Genomic DNA, 16329 nt, shown 5'->3' on the forward strand with positions numbered 1-16329 from the left:
TAAAAGAAAGCACTTAGTTATAAAAACTAAGTGCTAGATTTACAGGAAAAAGAAACGCTGCCAAGCTCGGCAAATTGTACTAGGATCGTATCCTTTGGCTCAAACGAAATCGCCTCAGAAACCGCACCACTCAGAATGACATCTCCCTTTTTAATTCCCTTGTCCACCTCACCGAGTTTGTTCACAGCCCATGCTACCGATGTTGCTGGGTGACCGAGCACAGCAGCGCTCGAACCCGTTTGGACAACCTGCCCATTTTTCGACATCACCATTCCAAGCTGTCCCAAATCTAATTCTTTAGGGGACTTCCACTTGCTGCCGATCAGGAATTTTGAAGAAGAGCAATTGTCAGCAATGACATCTGCCAGCGTGAACTTAAAGTTCAGGTAGCGGCTGTCGATAATTTCAATTGCCGGTGCCACAAATTTGGTAACCCGGAGCACATCTTCTGCCGTAACATCCGTTCCCTGCAAATCCTCTTCGATAAAAAAAGCAATCTCTGGCTCTGCTTTCGGATGGATGTAGTCAGAGAATTCTAAAGGCTCCCATTCAAGCGCAAGCATATCGTCGGTCAAATACCCGTAAATAGCTTCATGAACACCCATCATTTCCTGCTTCGCCTTGCTTGTCAAACCAAGCTTCAAACCGATTTTGCGTGCCCCATCTTTTTCCCGTCTCTCTATCAATTTTTCCTGGATTGAATAAGCATCGCTAAAACTCATATCCGGATATCGGTCCGTCACCTTCACGACTTCACGACGTTCTTTTTCAGCAGAATAAAGATATTCTACTATTTCAAGATCGACTCCCTTTGTAATCGTCATTCCCTACACCTCCAGCTTTCGAGCTTTTGCCAATTCCGCAGCCACATCAAGGATCATATCCTCCTGGCCGCCCACCGCTTTCCTTTTACCCAGCTCAATTAAAATATCCCTTGAATCAATGCCAAATCTTTGCCCTGCCCGTTCAGCATGAAGCAGGAAGCTAGAATAAACGCCAGCATATCCTAAAACGAGGCTTCCTCTATTAATTTCCTGAGGCCTAGGAATCATCGGTCCAACCGTATTTTCAGCCACATCCATCATTTTATAAATATCAATTCCCAAATTGACGCCCATTCGATCCAATACAGATAAAAGCACCTCTGTCTGCGCATTACCTGCTCCAGCTCCTAGGCAACGGATACTGCCGTCGATCCGTGTCGCACCCTCTTCAATCGCGACAAGCGTGTTAGCAACAGCCAGCGACAAATTATTGTGCGCGTGGAATCCGACTTCGATAGACAAGGACTCTTTTAAAGCAGAAATTCTCTCACGGACTTCATGCGGTAAAAGCGCTCCCGCAGAATCGGTCACGTACACAGCCTGCGCGCCATAGCTTTCCATTAACTTCGCCTGCTCCACCAATTTTTCAACCGGAGCCATATGCGCCATCATCAGGAATCCCAATGACTCCATGCCAAGCTCCCTTGCCATGCTGATATGCTGGGCCGAAACATCCGCTTCAGTCACATGCGTAGCAACACGAACGAGGGTTGCACCTAAAGAGCGCGCCTGTTTTAATTCGTGAACCGTGCCAATACCAGGAATCAGCAGCACCGCAACCTTAGATTGCTTGCACTCGTCAACAGCCGCCTCAATCAGCTTCATCTCATCAACAAGCGATTTCCCATATTGCAGCGTCGAACCGCCCAAGCCGTCTCCGTGGCTCACTTCAATATAATGCATGCCGGCATCATCCAGCTCACGAGCCACACGGCGTACTTGATCCTCAGTATATTGATGCTGCATTACATGACTTCCGTCACGCAAGCAAACTTCAGTAATTTTAATCTGCTTGTCACTGTTTCTCTTCAAAAAATTCACCCAGCCTTTCGGTAAGACACTTTTTGATACTAAACTTAAGGTAAAAATTCAATCTAACATACTAGACGCTTTTAACATTCTGCTTCTCAAGCATATGGCAAGCAAAATCCTCAGCCACACGAGTTGCAGCAGCCGTCATGATGTCGAGGTTACCTGCGTACACAGGGAAATAATCCCCTGCCCCTTCAACTTCAAGGAACACTGTCACACGGTTTCCATCGAACATCGGCTCCTGCTTCAAGCGATATCCTGGCACATATTGCTTCACCGTTTCGATCATTTGCTCGATCGATTTTGTTATTGCAGCTTCGTCCATATTTTTCACTTCACAATAAATCGTATCGCGCATCAGGATTGGCGGCTCTGCAGGATTCAGGATGATAAGTGCCTTCCCTCTATCCGCTCCCCCAACTTCCTCAATCCCTCTGCGAGTGGTAATTGTGAATTCATCAATGTTCGCACGTGTTCCTGGTCCAGCGCTTTTGCTCGAAATTGTTGCTACAATCTCTGCGTAGCTCACATCTGCTACAGAGTTGATTGCGTAAACAATTGGAATCGTTGCCTGGCCGCCACATGTGATCATGTTTACATTCTTCTCATCCAAATAAGAATCTGTTTTGACAGCAGGACTGACAAAAGGTCCTCTGGCTGCTGGAGTGAGGTCAATCGCCAGCTTGCCTAATTCTGTAAGCACCTTCGCATGCCTTACATGCGTTTTCGCCGAAGTTGCGTCGAACACAATATCAGCTAACTCAGGGTTTTCCTTTAATGCTTCAATTCCATTATGGAAAGCAAGATAGCCATTTTCCTTCGCACGCTTAAGTCCATCAGATTCAGGATCGATTCCGATCATCGCCGACAGCTCGATGACCTCACTTCGTTCAAGCTTATACATGAGATCGGTCCCAATGTTTCCAGAACCAATGATTGCCGCCTTGATTTTCGCCAAATCTCACACCTCCTACTCAAATGTGACAGAAACAGAACCAACCTGCCCAAACTGTGCCGTAACCGTATCGCCTTCCTGCACAACAATCGCAGCAGATAGCGCTCCTGGCAGAATCAATTCGCCAGCCTTTAATGAGATTCCGAATTCATGCAGCTTGTTTGCAAGCCAGGCAATCGCATGAGCAGGATGTCCTAACGCCGCAGCACCTGAACCTGTCGCGATCATCTCGCCATTTTTGGATAAAATCATCCCCACACTACGGAGGTCGATGCCATCGATTTCTGCCATTTCATCTCCCACAACGACCATCGCAGAAGAACCATTGTCTGCAACCGTATCAACTAGTCCAATCTTCCAATCAGCAATGCGACTGTCGATGATTTCCAGCGTCGGCACGACATACTTAGTCGCCATCAAAACATCCAGGAAAGTGACATTAGGACCTCTTAAATCTTCACCTAAAACAAACCCGATTTCTGCTTCAATCTTAGGGCTGAGCAGATTGCTCACCTTCACCTTCGCGCCATTTTCCACCTTCATATCATCAAGCAGATGGCCGTAATCAGGCTCATCAACTCCAAGCATTTTTTGCATCGCTACACTCGTGAGTCCAACCTTTTTGCCAATGACAGTGCGCCCCTCGCTAAGCTTGCGTTTTAAAACCTCAAGCTGCACATTATAGGCATCAGTCACAGTCAGGTCATCGTACTGCCCAGTCAGCGGAGCCACAGCCTGTCTGCTGCGCTCAGCCTCCAAAAGCGTATCCGCAATACGTTCAATTACGTTGTTCATGCAATCACCCTCCTTTTATCTTGAAACTTATGAAAAAGTGAATCGAAACTCTAGTTCGTGTAAAATTTGAATAAATAAGTCTTAATTCACCAGTTGAAGTCGTTTTTTCACCAGTTGGAAAGAATTATTCACCAGTTGCAGCCGTTTTTTCACCAGTTGAAAACAATAATTCACCAGTTGGCCTCTTTTTGACTGTAAAATAGTGCTAAACTCTACACTGAGGCCAACTTATCATTAATTGTATTGATATAATTAAACAGACCCTAACTACAAATAAAGGTCAGCATCTTTTAAAGCTTCATCGTAATCGTCTTCGCCTCGGTATAAAACTCGAAGCTGTGTCTTCCGCCTTCGCGTCCGATTCCGCTTGCTTTTGAACCGCCGAATGGTGTGCGCAGGTCACGATAATACCAGCAATTGATCCACAGCAAACCAGAGTTTACGCGGGCAGCAACTCGGTGTGCACGGCGCAGGTCATTTGTCCAAACAACACCAGCCAAACCGTACATCGAGTCATTCGCGATTCGCACCGCATCGTCTTCTGTTTTAAAAGGAATGACAACCAATACCGGCCCGAAAATCTCTTCCTGGGCAACGCGCATTTTATTGTCGACATCATATAAAACAGTAGGCTCGTAGAAATTACCCTCATTAAGGTCAGCAACACGCTTTCCGCCAACAGCAAGCTTCGCGCCTTCAGATAACCCAATCTGCACATATTCGTCCACCGTCTCCAGATGGCCCTTCGATACAAGCGCACCCATGTCGGTAGACTCATCCAGCGGATTGCCAACCTTAATTTTCCTAGCTACCGCTACAAACTTCTCCAAAAACACATCATAGATGCTTTCCTGAACAAGTAAACGAGATCCTGCCAAACAAATCTCACCCTGATTTCGGAAAATAGCTTCAATCGAACCAGCAACTGCTTCATCCAGATCAGCATCCTCGAATACGATGTTCGCAGACTTCCCGCCAAGCTCAAGCGATACTGGAATAAGTTGTGATGCTGCATTCTGCATGACAGTACGTCCAGTTGTGCTGTCGCCGACAAAAGAAATTCTGCGGACAGATGGATTGCGGGTCATCTCAGTCCCAACTGAACCGCCAGGACCGGTAATAATATTCAATACACCAGGCGGCAACCCAGCCTCATTTGCGATTTCACCCAGCATTACTGCACTCAATGGAGTGTATGAAGCCGGCTTCACAACAACCGTATTACCAGCAGCCATCGCCGCCGAAGCCTTCCATGTCATTTGCATAAATGGCAGGTTCCACGGAATAATTAAGCTTGTCACCCCAGCAGGCGCATATTTTGAATAAGACATATATTTAGCCTGGTCATAGTGCTCATGATTGATATAGTTCGCCATTTCTGCGAAAAAACGCAGATTCGCTGCAGCACGCGGAATGTCAAAGCCGCGGCTTTCCTTGATCGGCTTTCCAACATCAAGCGTCTCAACGAGCGCCAGCTCATCAACCTTTTCCATAACCAAATCAGACATTCTGCACAAGATTTTTGACCTTTCTGCAACCGGCATCTCACTCCACACTCCGCTTTCGAATGTGCGCTGCGCCACGTCGATTGCATGCTTGGCATCCTCTACACCGGCCATTGCCACGGAAGCAAGCTTTTTATTCGTCGAAGGATCAATCGTATCAAAGCTCTCACCCGAGATCGCATCCCGGTATTCACCATTGATGAAGAGCTTCGCGTCCTTAATTACCTGTGTTTGAGTCAGATTCATCCTAAAACAGCCTCCTCATCCTCTACTTCGACTACCATTTCAACTTCAACTGCATTGTTAAGCGGAAGCTGGGCCATCCCAACAGCTGACCTCCCGTGCTTGCCTCTTTCCCCAAACACTTGGACAAGCAAGTCGGAAGCACCATTCATCACCTTCGGCTGGTCGGTAAAATCTGGCGAGCTATTCACAAAGCCAAGCACCTTAACGATTCGCTTCACCTTGCTTAGTTCGCCAACTTCCTGTTTTACAACTGTCAGCAAATTCAGCATGCACTGCCTTGCAGCATCATAACCAACCTCAACCGAAACATCCTCGCCTAATCGACCGCGGTATTCATTCGTTCCTTGGCCTGATGTAAAAATCAGGTTTCCTGTCCTCACACAGCTCACATAATTCCCTGCCGCAGGGCGGGGAGCAGGCAAGGTCAGGCCTAATTCCTTTATTCGTTCTTCAGGTGTAATCAATGCCTTTTCCATAAAATCAGCTCCCCACTTTTACAGGAATGTTCAAGAATTTCAAAGCGTTTTTACCGAGCATCGCATCTGTCTGTTCCTTCGAAAGACCAAGCGTGTCGTCAATCACCTTTCCAGGAGGAACCTCCCTCAATAGGAATGGATAATCAGATCCCATGATGATTCGCTCATGTCCGAAATTCTGGAGTAAGTAGTTCAGATTCACAGGCTCATTTACTAATGAATCATAGTAAAACTGCTTCGCGTAATGGCTCGGCGGCTTATCCAGCAGACGCAGATGCGGCCAAACCTTCCAGCCTTGATCCAAACGCGGCAGCAAGTAAGGCAGCGCGCCTCCGCCATGAGCCAAACAAATTTTCAGCTTAGGGAATTTATCCATGATTCCACCAAGAATCAAGCTTGCTCCAGCAAGTGCAGTCTCACTCGGCATCCCAACTGTATACATCAGGTTGTGGCGCGGCATGCGCTCCTTGCCAAGCGTTTCCCACGGATGGATGAACAACGGAACATCCCATTGCTCCGCCATTTCAAAGAATTCGATAAAACGAGGATCGTCAAGATTGACGCCATTCACATTTGTGCCAATTTCAATCCCGCTCAAGCGCAGCTCATGCTTACAGCGGTCCATTTCGCGAATCGCTACCTCAACATTCTGCAGAGGGACAGCACCAAGCCCGATGAATTTTGTCGGATACTGGTTACAAAGATCGGCGATAAAATCGTTCTGGACGCGTGCTAAAATTTCCGCTTCCTCAGCCGGAGCCCAGTACGAGAAGGTCACTGGAATCGGTGAAAGGACCTGCATGTCGACCCCTTCACGTTCCATATCCTTGATGCGCTTTTCAGCATCCCACACCTGGTCTGTCACCTCGCGGAACACCTTGCCGGCAACCATGATGTTGGCACCGCAGGCACATGTCCGCTCAAGTGTTGGCCACTTCTCACCACTGAAACGCTTCGTCAGCTCCGTGAAGTTTTCCGGAATAATATGAGTATGAAAGTCTACTCGCATTTCCATTCACTCGCTTCTGGTGGCATTTGATAGCCGCAGTTCTTGCATTTTCTTAGCTCTTCATCACCGTTGAAGCTGGCAATCGCTTCCTTCACCTGAACTTCGATATTCGTTAGCTGAATGGTCGCGCGGTGCATTTCGTGGTCACACTTATCGCAGAACCATACGAAATCTTCAAGCTCGCCTTCAGCACGGTTCCGCTCAATGACAAGACCGATTGTATTCGGCACACGGTGTGGTGAGTGCGGCACATTCGCCGGCAGATGGAACATCTCGCCTTCTTTTACCTCCACGACTTCGCGCTTGCCTTCTGCATTGATGACCTCAACATAGCAGCTGCCTTGGATTTGATAGAAAATTTCCTCGGACGGGTCAACGTGGAAATCACGTCTCTTGTTCGGGCCGCCCAGCAGCATCACCATCAGCTCGGCATCCTTCCAGATCACCTTATTGTTCACCGGCGGCTTAAGCTGATCTCTGTTTTCCTCAATAAATTTCATAAGATTAATAGGAACAAATTGACTTTTCATATTTCCTCGTCTCCCTTCGATTCTTGTAAAATTTTAATAGCATATTTTCTAGTTTACGTAATATTGTTATAGGAAACTTATAAAGTACCCAATTCCCAAACGTCTGACATAATTACTCCGCAACCTCAGCACAGCTGCCCTTAAGGGATTTTTGCATATGCACCACTTCATCCGCTAAAAGTGAAATCCGCTGGAGCAAATCAGCATCCACAATCTCGTTCTCTCGGTTAAAATGATCATAGTTCGCGTACACATAGCTCGGGGCCACAAACGCCCGGAAGTAGCCTGCTATCGGCTTCAGCTGATTCTCGATAACAAGAAAATGCTGATAAGTGCCCCCATTGGCGACAAACCCCATCACTTTATTACGGAAAGCATCAGGATGGATCAAGTCAATCAAATTCTTCAGCACACCCGGGATCGATCCCTGAAAAATTGGCGTTCCGATAATATAGAAATCCGCATTCGAAACCTTTTCAATTACCGTCTTCGTATCCTCTGAATACGTCGAAGGGTCGCGTCCATCACAGAACTGGACATCGTAATCCATCATATCGAGCATTTCTACCTCAATGTCCGGATACTTCTTTTTCACATCATCAAGCACTTTACGGACAACGATGCCTGTTTTGGCACCAATGATTGTGCCTGAGATCCCCAATAATTTCATCTCGTACCCTCCTATGCTCTTAAAATTGATACCAGAGCCAGCCGTCAAAAATAGCTATCCAAAACAGCCGGGCAACTCACTTTCCAGCCGAATTCCCAACCGTCCAACCCAACAGGGTATTCGACAGGTGAACCTCTCCTTCTGAAAGCAGCTGCCGGATTCTTGTCGAAGAAATCGGGCTTCCTTTTGAGCAGCACACTGGCTTCGTCTCCCGCACCCTGAAGTACTTTTCCAGCAGAGCAATATCCCCAAGCCGGTCCTTCCCAAATCGGAAATCACCGCCAACCATGATTTCAACTGGGTTAAGCTTCGCTAAAGTGTCAATGAACTCATAGGCACTTCGCCTGGCATATATGTCATCGAACCTTGCAACCACTGAATGGTGAAGTCCAAGCTTCTCCATTTTTAAAAGCTTCTCTTCCACAGTCGTCAGCATCCTTACTCCTTGAAAAAACACCCTTGGCGGAGGATCAAATGTATACACAACACTTGGCACCTTCAGCTTTCGGCCTCTTTGCACCGCCTGCCTAATGACAGCCTGATGGCCTCGATGGACGCCATCAAAGGCACCAATGGCAACAATCGATTGCGGCAATTCCAAAGTAGTGTATAAATGAGCTTTCATTTGACCTTCTCCTCCTGTGCTCCGAGCTTAGTTTGTAAGCGCTTCCTTATTATCCAGCTGACATCCCTTTAACGCTTCTTCAACCATATCGAGTTTTGCCTGGCGCTTATAGTTGTTATAGAAAATTCCTCTCTTGCGAATCGGGTCTCCTGTGTAATAACGCTCATACTGCAGCAAACGCTGGCCGAATGCCTCGCCGCACAGATCCCATGCAAGTTTGAAAATACCTACGCGCTCCAGCGAAGATACGCCTTCACGTCCAACATAGTAATTATCAATTGAATCTCTTAATTCTGCTGCGTCAAAATCAGCACCTGTTGGTGACATCAATAATCCGCCAGCACCCACAATCTGCATAACTTCAATTGCTCTTGGATACATTTTTGGCAGCAAGCCGCGGATGGTTTCAAGTGCCACATAATCAGGCATCGCTTCACCATGCTCTGTAATCGTGTGCTCGTATTCAGCAACCTTCAACAACGCTCTGATGGACTCAAGTGACTGAGCAAGCTCACCAAGCTGATCCTGGACATTCAGGTATCCATCAACACCAATTGTGTCAGCTACTTTCATCGCAACCTGTGTAGCAAACTCCAATTTCACAAGACCCCTTACGCCTGATTGGTGTGCTGGCTGTTGTCCTGCACCTGTCATCGGATACAGCTTGTTGGCAGCCTCGACATTGTTGTAAAGGAAAACTCGGTCCCAAGGAACGACAACATCATCAAAAACAAGCAATGCGTCCATTTCTTCGAATCTTGAAGCAAGCGGATGATCAAAGAATGAACGAGTTCCATCCTGCATCGGTTCACGGCAGATGATGCGCAGGCCCGGTGTTTCAATCGGAATTGCAAATGCAAGTGCGTACTTCTCATCTCCAGGTGCGAAGCCAGGGAATGAGTAAATGATCACTTCATCTGTGATTGGGGCAAGTGTCGCAAGCATTTTTGCTCCTCTTACTACCAATCCATCCGGAGTTTCTTTCACAGCACCCAGATGAGTAAACTCATCCTTCTGTTCGTGAGAGGTCTTGCTGCGGTCATTTTGAGGGTTAATGATCGCATGTGTTAAGAAGATATCGTTATCGCGAAGATATTTATAATAGTTGCGGACATTGTCAGCCCAGTTTTTATTGTATTTTTCAAAGAACCAAGAATTGTAGTACATGGAAGTCACAACAACATTCAAGAAATCAGGTGTTCTTCCCATCAGTCCAAAGGTTGCTTTGGCATAAGCTTCGAATACGTTGCGGCGTTTTACAAGATCTTCATAGCTCTTAGGCACAAGAAACGCGTTGTTGACTCTCTCCCCTGTTTCCTTGCACACATGAGTGATCTTATCCTGGAATTCCGGATCATACTGCATATCATACAGCCTTGCAATTTCAAGAATAGGCTGCTTGAACACCGGCTCCTCAAACAAATTTTCTACTTTCTTTCCAGAAAGCCAAACCTCAGGTTTACGTGCTTTAACTGCTTCGATATATTGAGCCCCAGTCCTAATTCCCATATACACCCTCCTGATAAAAATTAAATGAAAATTCAATTTGAATTGTAATACTAAATTTAGAACGTAACTGTAGCCTAATTAACGTTTTTTTAAAATTAGTTTTCTTAAAAATCTAAATTGTCTAACTTATTGTAGAAATTTAACTTTATTTCACCTATGATTATAGTAATTAACAATCATGGCAAAGCTCCATATCCAAAAATGTTTTTGGGAGGTAATGGTATGGTTACAGTTTATGAGGATGTATTCCATTGGGAGGCCTATTTAAAATATGGAACTCGCCAATTTTTCAGGAAAAAGGAATACATATACCAGCAAGGAAACAATGGTGAAGGCTTCTATTACCTGCATAAGGGATTAGTTCGAATCGTTACTGAAACAGCCACCGGTAAAGAAAATATGCTAAATATAGTTATTCCAAACCAACTCTTGGGCGTCCAGTCATTGGATCAAAAAACTCATTTCACTACCGCAATCGCGGTCAAGGATTCCGTCGTCTATCACTTCTCTGCAGACGAATTCAGGAAACTGATGATTTCTCATCCAGAACTCTTCAAACTTTTTTCAAAAAGCGTCATTCATAAAATGAAAATCCTTTTAGACCGGATAAATTTGAATGCGCTTACATCAGAACAAAAACTCGCAGTCCTTCTTCATAATATCTGCGACGAATTTAAAAATTACGAAATCCCAATCAGCCAGCAGGACCTCGCCTGCTGTACAGGGCTCACACGCATAACTGTTTATAAAGTCCTCAAACAATGGCAGGAAGCAGGAGTCGTCGATATCCAAAAACGAAAATACTATATAAAAAAACCAGATTTCCTAAGAAACCTGGTTGGCTAAGCCATCTATATGCATTTGTTCGCATTATAATCAGTTCTGCTTTAACTACTCCTTCGGTTTCCTGGCAATCGCCCTGACTTTTTCGAAATCCTTAACCACGATCTCACGTTTATTAAGCTCTATGTAATCTTTTTGCTTCCATTTCTGAATGATCTTGTTCACTGTAATCCGGGAAGTGCCAATGTACTTGGAAAAAGCAGTCTGATTCATCGAGGCATTCCCGTTTTCCTCGATAAGTTTTAGCAAATAAAAAGCCATCTGCTGCTCGACTGGGCTATCAAGGTGGGCAATGATTTCTGCAAGTGTCCTAAATTTATAGATAAGCGAATCAGTATAAATCATAGCGGCATCGGGATGATCCTTGCAAATTGTCGCAACAACTTCATCTGAGAAAAAATAAATCCTCGATGCACACGTCGTTGTACCGCTTGTCAAATAAGTCTCGCCGTGAACACCATGTTCACCAAACAACATCCCTGGCGGCACGATGTTGATGATCCGCTCATCCCCATGATCCGAAAGAAGCGTAACCTTAATTTCACCCTTTTTCAAATAATAAATCCCGCGGCCAGCCTCCCCCTGGTGATAAACAACCTTATTCCTCTCCACATCAAATACCTGTCCATACGACAAAAAAGGCTCCCATAAATAGCGAAGGTTTTGCATGTTATCACCTTTCTATCTGTAAACACAAACTTTTTTAATTATTAAGATAATTATAACAAATTTATTGAGAGGCGTATTTAAAAAAGTATGCTCTATTAAATTTCACCAAAAGGAACCAAAAAGGTCCTTCAGCTCAATAAAGACATCAAAAAAAAGTGCGTTTAATCCTTCCTGGATCAACGCACCCGAGAGAGCAATAATAATGTATGACTAATACAATCATGGAATTTGGTTGCTTGGAACTTACACAGCTACCCTTTAAAATCAAATTGACGTAATGCTTGCTGGACAGTACCAAATATTTGTATTAAGGTAAAATCCATTGCGAGCTGAACATTACTTTGGGCAAACTCAAGTCTTACTCCCGTTACAATAGAGCGAACACCAAGCAAACCCAGTACGGTACTGGTTCTCAATTATTTTCCATCTACAATTTCCTTAAAGATTTGATAAGATCGCTTTTGTTTTTCGGGGTTAAAAATATAGGAAACAGCCATGAGTTCATCTACATTATACATCTCTTGGAAAGCTGTTAACTGTGCTTTTACTGTTTCTTTACTCCCAATTAATGCCACACTGGACATTGATGAAGCTACTTCTTTCTCCTGTTCGTTCCATAGGTGATCCATGCTATCCACTGGTGGCTGCATTGGTGTTTGTGAACCTCGGACAACATTTAGGAAAAATTGTTGCGTCGTTGTATATTCTTTTTTCGCTTCTTCATCTGTTTCAGCTGCAACCACATTTACACAAACCATCATGTACGGAGAATCCAGATATTCAGAAGGCTGGAAGCGATTGCGGTAAATAGAGATTGCTTGTTCCAAATATCTAGGGGCAAAGTGGGCGGCAAACACATACGGCAGCCCTAATTTAGCCGCTAAATACGCTGAGTCTGTCGATGAACCTAATATATATAATGGGATTTTAGTACCAACTCCTGGATACGCTTTGACATAACCTTGTTGTTCTTTTGATCCAAAGTATGTAAGCAAGGAGTTGATGTCGTCAGGAAATGTATTCACAGAATCATTCTGTGAACGTCTTAAGGCCCTTGCCGTCATCATATCGGTACCAGGTGCTCTGCCAAGTCCTAAGTCCAAACGGTTGGGATAAATGGTTGCCATTGTTCCAAATTGTTCGGCAACAACTAATGGAGAATGATTAGGCAACATAATCCCACCAGATCCTAAACGGATGGTTTTAGTATGTTCCAATGTATGCTTAATTAAAATGGATGTAGCTGAACTTACAAGTGTTGGGGAATTATGGTGTTCTGCAATCCAATACCTTTTATACCCCATTTCCTCAGAAGCTTTTGCTAAATCCACCATCGAGTCAATCGCATCTATAGATTCCTGCCCTTGACGAATAGGGGCAAGGTTTAAGACAGAAACGGGTATATTTATATTTATCATTTCTTTTATTTCCTTTCAAATCAAGATATATCACTATACTATCAATTCTCGGTTTAGAAACAAAATTGTATGCTTAGAACGACCAAAATCTTTTGTGGAAATTGATTGAATATACCCGTTTAATTTAAAAAGATTGTCAGAAAATATCCTTTAAAGTCGAATATGCCCCATTCTTTCATCGATATGTTAGACTTATATAAAATCATATTTATCTTGGGATTATTCGACTTTTCTTAGTCACCCCTTGTGTAAGGGAAGGAGTATAAGAAATGGAGAAAATTAGTGTATTCCTGGACGACTATCGGAAAGCACCCGCTGGCTATGTTTTAGTCGAGACTATCGATGAGTGTATAGATCTGCTGCAAACATTTGATATCGAACATCTCTCGTTGGACCATGATTTATTAAATAAGACTAAAAATGGTTTTATGCTGGTTCAAAGGATGGTTAAAGATAAACTATATGCAAAACGCATAACTATTCACTCTGCCAATTCAGTTGGCGGGAAAGCTATGTATAATTGTTTGAAACAAGCACAGCACGATCTAATAATGCCTACTGCCATTATTGTAACCTTAAGACCACTACCCCTCAATTTCTTCCCGCCAAAAGTTCTGCAACATTATTTAGAAATACAGTAAACTCTTCTATTAGAATTTCATCCAGATATTTAAATACAGCTATATTATTATAGTAAAACTACATTAAAAACTATATGCCTAGATTTTCTTCCATTGCTAATAGAGACAGTAGTTAAGATGAAATTTATTTCTTAAGGAAACTTTAAATTTAGTGTGGCCCTCGTTAGCATTAAATTTTGTTAATACTTGTTACACGATCCTGCCCCTTAACATTCATAACTCTTGATTCACGGATTCTCATCCTTCATAAACAGGTAACATAACAACAATAATATTGAATTAAAGTTCATGTTGTCAGAAACATATTAATGCTTTAATTTCAAGTTATAAACTGTATAGTGATTATAATTGGATGATATAAGGGGAATAGAATTGTGAAGGAAGAATTACGTTATATAGGTGAGAAAATCGTTGAAAATGAGTTGATTTTAGCCAATAAAATTTATCAGCTTGTTGATTCTAAGTATACACAAAGCTTAAAAAATTCTGGTGTCCCTAAGGTTGAGCTATTTGAATATAGGGGAGAACTAATCATATATTTTGGACAGGCATAGTTCGAGGACAGGGATTTAATTCACAATAAAGTTATTGACTGGGGTAAAAAGGCTACCGCATTTGCGATTCGATATGATGTTTCATTAAGTAATGCATTAAGGGCCGTTTCTTATTATAGGACAGTGATTTGGGATGTCTTTACTGAAGAATTGAAGAATAAACAATTTGCAGCCGTCACATTGCTCGATGTATCCAAGATTATTGACCCTTTGCTTGATAAAGTTTTCAGTGTTATTGGTGAAGTATATGAGAACAGAAGTAAAGATTTAATGAAAATCGCTTATACAGCATTAGAGGATTTATCTGTGCCTGTTGTTCCTATTATTGATGGAATTGCTGCTATACCGTTAGTTGGTGAAATAGATACAAACCGTGCCCATTTAATTATGGAAATCTCGTTAAATGAAGGAACACGACTTAATTTAAAAACCATTATATTCGATGTCTCTGGTGTTCCTATCATCGATACGATGGTTGCACACCAAATCTTTAAAATTATTACAGCTTTGAAATTGACAGGTACACAAGCAATTATATCGGGAATACGTCCAGAAATTGCTCAAACAATCGTAAGTTTAGGCCTGGATTTTAAAGAAGTTCAAACCACAGCGACTTTGCAGCAGGCTCTTAATCAATTAGGACTAACAATAATACCAAAACATAGAAATTCTAAGAATCAGATTTAATAATAGACTTAAAACAGAACAGTTTATAGTAACAACAGGGCAGCCTACGGGGCTGTTTTTTAACATTTTATTTTTTTGGTAGTTCTACAGGAAATACTACAAATGGACGGATTAATCCTTCCGGATCAATGCACCCCATTGTCCGAACAACGATTTACTTATTATAATAATATCTCATCTCCAACATTTATCTCACCTTTACGCTCAACTTCAGCCCAAACGCCAAACGATTTCAACTTCATTCTGTCCTAACCATTTAAGAGTGTCATAGTAGTTCTCGACTCTAAGGGCAAAATAACAAAAATGCAGCCTTGATTGTCTACACCATTACAGTATTTCACTTTTTAAATATCAACCTTTTTCAAGTATCCACTCTTTATTAGATTTTTTTAGAACTATATCAAAATTCCGATGATTCGGATGCATAAATAAATCATATTGAATTCTTCGCTCTTCATGAGATTTTCTTAAATAATTAATATCTGTTCCTCTTTCAGATACATCACGTATACTCCTTCTCATCAACTCGGTTTCCTCATCCGTATATAGATAGACTTTCAGGTCATACAAATTGAGATCAGTAAAGGCAACGCTCATGCCTTCTACAATATTTATTTTGTTTTGTGAAGAAATTAAAGTGGGCTTTGTATAATTCGTGCCTATTGTATAAAAATCTAAACCATCTCTCATCATATGAATGTCTCTCTCTAGAGCGAATATATTATGAGCAGCAGGATGACAAGCGGTCATTTTATCTTGATGATGTTCATTCTTATATTCATATTCGATAGAGGTGTACTTTCTAAGATGAGAGCCGATAATATATGGGTCGGTATTGATATAATTCACATTGTCATGTCCCAGTAGCTTTAAAAGATTATGTGCAAACGTTGTCTTTCCAGATGCACCATGACCTGAAATCCCGATCGTGATTCTTTTATCCTCACTGTTAATCAAATTGGCAATCTCTTTTAACACCTTTTCCATATTCGCCCCCCATTTTTTCTTTATTAATTGATGTTTGTTAACCTTCCAGTTATATAGTTTTTAACAAAATTACACTATCCCTATATATTACAATATTTTTCTATTTTTTGTTTAACTAACTGCCCCGATAGTCGAATAACAATAATGCCCACCTTGTTTGGCAGCACGATCTGGAATTCTTGCGCCCGTTAGCTGAAAAAGGAAGTTCTCAAACTTTTTATAACCCATTCTAATGAATAAATCCATTCGCCTAAAAATTATTAAATATAAAACGTAACTCTTAACTTGAAAAACGTTATCTTATTGTCACACCTCTAGAATATTTTTCAGTTTTCTTTCAAAAACTAATTACAC

The 16329-nt window shown here is 42.6% G+C and carries 19 protein-coding genes; 4 read left to right on the plus strand and 15 right to left on the minus strand.

Annotated features, from left to right (window positions below):
* Nucleotides 1–26: 26 nt before the first annotated feature.
* The 11 genes from V7654_RS21565 to V7654_RS21615 all read right to left on the minus strand — a co-directional run bounded on the left by V7654_RS21565 (nucleotide 27) and on the right by V7654_RS21615 (nucleotide 10176).
* A complete protein-coding gene (locus V7654_RS21565) occupies nucleotides 27–824 on the minus strand; it encodes a 2-keto-4-pentenoate hydratase (RefSeq protein WP_335432901.1) in 798 nt (265 codons plus the stop codon).
* A 3-nt stretch (nucleotides 825–827) separates the two neighbouring features.
* Nucleotides 828–1856: a 4-hydroxy-2-oxovalerate aldolase gene (dmpG, locus tag V7654_RS21570; protein ID WP_335432902.1), complete on the minus strand. Its 1029-nt coding sequence runs from the start codon at nucleotides 1854–1856 to the stop codon at nucleotides 828–830.
* A 70-nt stretch (nucleotides 1857–1926) separates the two neighbouring features.
* Nucleotides 1927–2814, minus strand: a complete 888-nt coding sequence (locus V7654_RS21575; RefSeq protein ID WP_335432903.1) for an acetaldehyde dehydrogenase (acetylating) — start codon at nucleotides 2812–2814, stop codon at nucleotides 1927–1929.
* 12 nt (nucleotides 2815–2826) lie between these two features.
* Entirely contained in the window at nucleotides 2827–3606 is a 780-nt protein-coding gene (locus V7654_RS21580) for a 2-keto-4-pentenoate hydratase (RefSeq protein ID WP_335432904.1), read from the minus strand.
* 290 nt (nucleotides 3607–3896) lie between these two features.
* Nucleotides 3897–5357 (minus strand): aldehyde dehydrogenase, encoded by a 1461-nt coding sequence (locus V7654_RS21585; RefSeq protein WP_335432905.1) that lies wholly within the window; start codon nucleotides 5355–5357, stop codon nucleotides 3897–3899.
* Nucleotides 5354–5833, minus strand: coding sequence for a RidA family protein (locus V7654_RS21590; RefSeq protein WP_335432906.1), 480 nt, complete (start codon nucleotides 5831–5833; stop codon nucleotides 5354–5356). Before V7654_RS21590 ends, V7654_RS21585 begins: the two co-directional genes overlap by 4 nt.
* Before the next feature lie 4 nt (nucleotides 5834–5837).
* The gene (locus V7654_RS21595) at nucleotides 5838–6848 is read right to left on the minus strand and encodes an amidohydrolase family protein (protein ID WP_335432907.1); all 1011 of its coding nucleotides are present in this window, start codon (nucleotides 6846–6848) and stop codon (nucleotides 5838–5840) included.
* The gene (locus V7654_RS21600; RefSeq protein WP_335432908.1) at nucleotides 6833–7372 is read right to left on the minus strand and encodes a 3-hydroxyanthranilate 3,4-dioxygenase; all 540 of its coding nucleotides are present in this window, start codon (nucleotides 7370–7372) and stop codon (nucleotides 6833–6835) included. Before V7654_RS21600 ends, V7654_RS21595 begins: the two co-directional genes overlap by 16 nt.
* Nucleotides 7373–7484: 112 nt before the next feature.
* Nucleotides 7485–8042: an NADPH-dependent FMN reductase gene (locus tag V7654_RS21605; protein WP_335432909.1), complete on the minus strand. Its 558-nt coding sequence runs from the start codon at nucleotides 8040–8042 to the stop codon at nucleotides 7485–7487.
* Nucleotides 8043–8118: 76 nt separating this feature from the next.
* Nucleotides 8119–8667, minus strand: a complete 549-nt coding sequence (locus V7654_RS21610) for an FAD synthetase family protein (protein ID WP_335432910.1) — start codon at nucleotides 8665–8667, stop codon at nucleotides 8119–8121.
* 27 nt (nucleotides 8668–8694) lie between these two features.
* A complete protein-coding gene (locus V7654_RS21615; RefSeq protein ID WP_335432911.1) occupies nucleotides 8695–10176 on the minus strand; it encodes a 4-hydroxyphenylacetate 3-hydroxylase family protein in 1482 nt (493 codons plus the stop codon).
* A 222-nt stretch (nucleotides 10177–10398) separates the two neighbouring features.
* Here V7654_RS21615 and V7654_RS21620 point away from each other — a divergent pair, with 222 nt between their 5' ends.
* The gene (locus V7654_RS21620; protein WP_335432912.1) at nucleotides 10399–11022 is read left to right on the plus strand and encodes a Crp/Fnr family transcriptional regulator; all 624 of its coding nucleotides are present in this window, start codon (nucleotides 10399–10401) and stop codon (nucleotides 11020–11022) included.
* Between the two features lie 45 nt (nucleotides 11023–11067).
* Here the strand turns inward: V7654_RS21620 and V7654_RS21625 are convergent, their stop codons facing one another.
* The 3 genes from V7654_RS21625 to V7654_RS21635 all read right to left on the minus strand — a co-directional run bounded on the left by V7654_RS21625 (nucleotide 11068) and on the right by V7654_RS21635 (nucleotide 13106).
* Nucleotides 11068–11655 (minus strand): Crp/Fnr family transcriptional regulator, encoded by a 588-nt coding sequence (locus V7654_RS21625; RefSeq protein ID WP_335432913.1) that lies wholly within the window; start codon nucleotides 11653–11655, stop codon nucleotides 11068–11070.
* A gap of 284 nt (nucleotides 11656–11939) precedes the next feature.
* A complete protein-coding gene (locus tag V7654_RS21630) occupies nucleotides 11940–12104 on the minus strand; it encodes a hypothetical protein (protein WP_335432914.1) in 165 nt (54 codons plus the stop codon).
* Nucleotides 12105–13106, minus strand: coding sequence for an LLM class flavin-dependent oxidoreductase (locus V7654_RS21635; RefSeq protein ID WP_335432915.1), 1002 nt, complete (start codon nucleotides 13104–13106; stop codon nucleotides 12105–12107).
* Between the two features lie 269 nt (nucleotides 13107–13375).
* Here V7654_RS21635 and V7654_RS21640 point away from each other — a divergent pair, with 269 nt between their 5' ends.
* From V7654_RS21640 to V7654_RS21650, 3 genes are all read left to right on the plus strand, one after another.
* Nucleotides 13376–13747 carry a cyclic-phosphate processing receiver domain-containing protein gene (locus tag V7654_RS21640; protein ID WP_335432916.1) on the plus strand — a complete coding sequence of 124 codons (372 nt, stop codon included), beginning with the start codon at nucleotides 13376–13378 and terminating at the stop codon, nucleotides 13745–13747.
* Between the two features lie 374 nt (nucleotides 13748–14121).
* Nucleotides 14122–14301 carry a hypothetical protein gene (locus V7654_RS21645; protein ID WP_335432917.1) on the plus strand — a complete coding sequence of 60 codons (180 nt, stop codon included), beginning with the start codon at nucleotides 14122–14124 and terminating at the stop codon, nucleotides 14299–14301.
* Between the two features lie 150 nt (nucleotides 14302–14451).
* Nucleotides 14452–14988, plus strand: coding sequence for an STAS domain-containing protein (locus V7654_RS21650; protein WP_335432918.1), 537 nt, complete (start codon nucleotides 14452–14454; stop codon nucleotides 14986–14988).
* A 351-nt stretch (nucleotides 14989–15339) separates the two neighbouring features.
* Here V7654_RS21650 and V7654_RS21655 read toward each other — a convergent pair whose 3' ends face one another.
* Complete coding sequence (locus V7654_RS21655; protein WP_335432919.1) at nucleotides 15340–15975, minus strand: uridine kinase family protein; 636 nt, start codon at nucleotides 15973–15975, stop codon at nucleotides 15340–15342.
* Nucleotides 15976–16329 lie beyond the last annotated feature (354 nt).

It is taken from the genome of Bacillus sp. JJ1609 (genome assembly GCF_036967045.1).
Lineage (GTDB): Bacteria > Bacillota > Bacilli > Bacillales > Cytobacillaceae > Mesobacillus.

What these genes read in the sequence shown, in the direction of transcription:
- V7654_RS21565 (WP_335432901.1), bottom strand. Translation starts at nt 824, where the DNA reads ATGACGATTACAAAGGGAGTCGATCTTGAAATAGTAGAATATCTTTAT.
- V7654_RS21580 (WP_335432904.1), bottom strand. Translation starts at nt 3,606, where the DNA reads ATGAACAACGTAATTGAACGTATTGCGGATACGCTTTTGGAGGCTGAG.
- V7654_RS21585 (WP_335432905.1), bottom strand. Translation starts at nt 5,357, where the DNA reads ATGAATCTGACTCAAACACAGGTAATTAAGGACGCGAAGCTCTTCATC.
- V7654_RS21590 (WP_335432906.1), bottom strand. Translation starts at nt 5,833, where the DNA reads ATGGAAAAGGCATTGATTACACCTGAAGAACGAATAAAGGAATTAGGC.
- V7654_RS21595 (WP_335432907.1), bottom strand. Translation starts at nt 6,848, where the DNA reads ATGGAAATGCGAGTAGACTTTCATACTCATATTATTCCGGAAAACTTC.
- V7654_RS21600 (WP_335432908.1), bottom strand. Translation starts at nt 7,372, where the DNA reads ATGAAAAGTCAATTTGTTCCTATTAATCTTATGAAATTTATTGAGGAA.
- V7654_RS21605 (WP_335432909.1), bottom strand. Translation starts at nt 8,042, where the DNA reads ATGAAATTATTGGGGATCTCAGGCACAATCATTGGTGCCAAAACAGGC.
- V7654_RS21610 (WP_335432910.1), bottom strand. Translation starts at nt 8,667, where the DNA reads ATGAAAGCTCATTTATACACTACTTTGGAATTGCCGCAATCGATTGTT.
- V7654_RS21615 (WP_335432911.1), bottom strand. Translation starts at nt 10,176, where the DNA reads ATGGGAATTAGGACTGGGGCTCAATATATCGAAGCAGTTAAAGCACGT.
- V7654_RS21620 (WP_335432912.1), top strand. Translation starts at nt 10,399, where the DNA reads ATGGTTACAGTTTATGAGGATGTATTCCATTGGGAGGCCTATTTAAAA.
- V7654_RS21635 (WP_335432915.1), bottom strand. Translation starts at nt 13,106, where the DNA reads ATGATAAATATAAATATACCCGTTTCTGTCTTAAACCTTGCCCCTATT.
- V7654_RS21640 (WP_335432916.1), top strand. Translation starts at nt 13,376, where the DNA reads ATGGAGAAAATTAGTGTATTCCTGGACGACTATCGGAAAGCACCCGCT.
- V7654_RS21655 (WP_335432919.1), bottom strand. Translation starts at nt 15,975, where the DNA reads ATGGAAAAGGTGTTAAAAGAGATTGCCAATTTGATTAACAGTGAGGAT.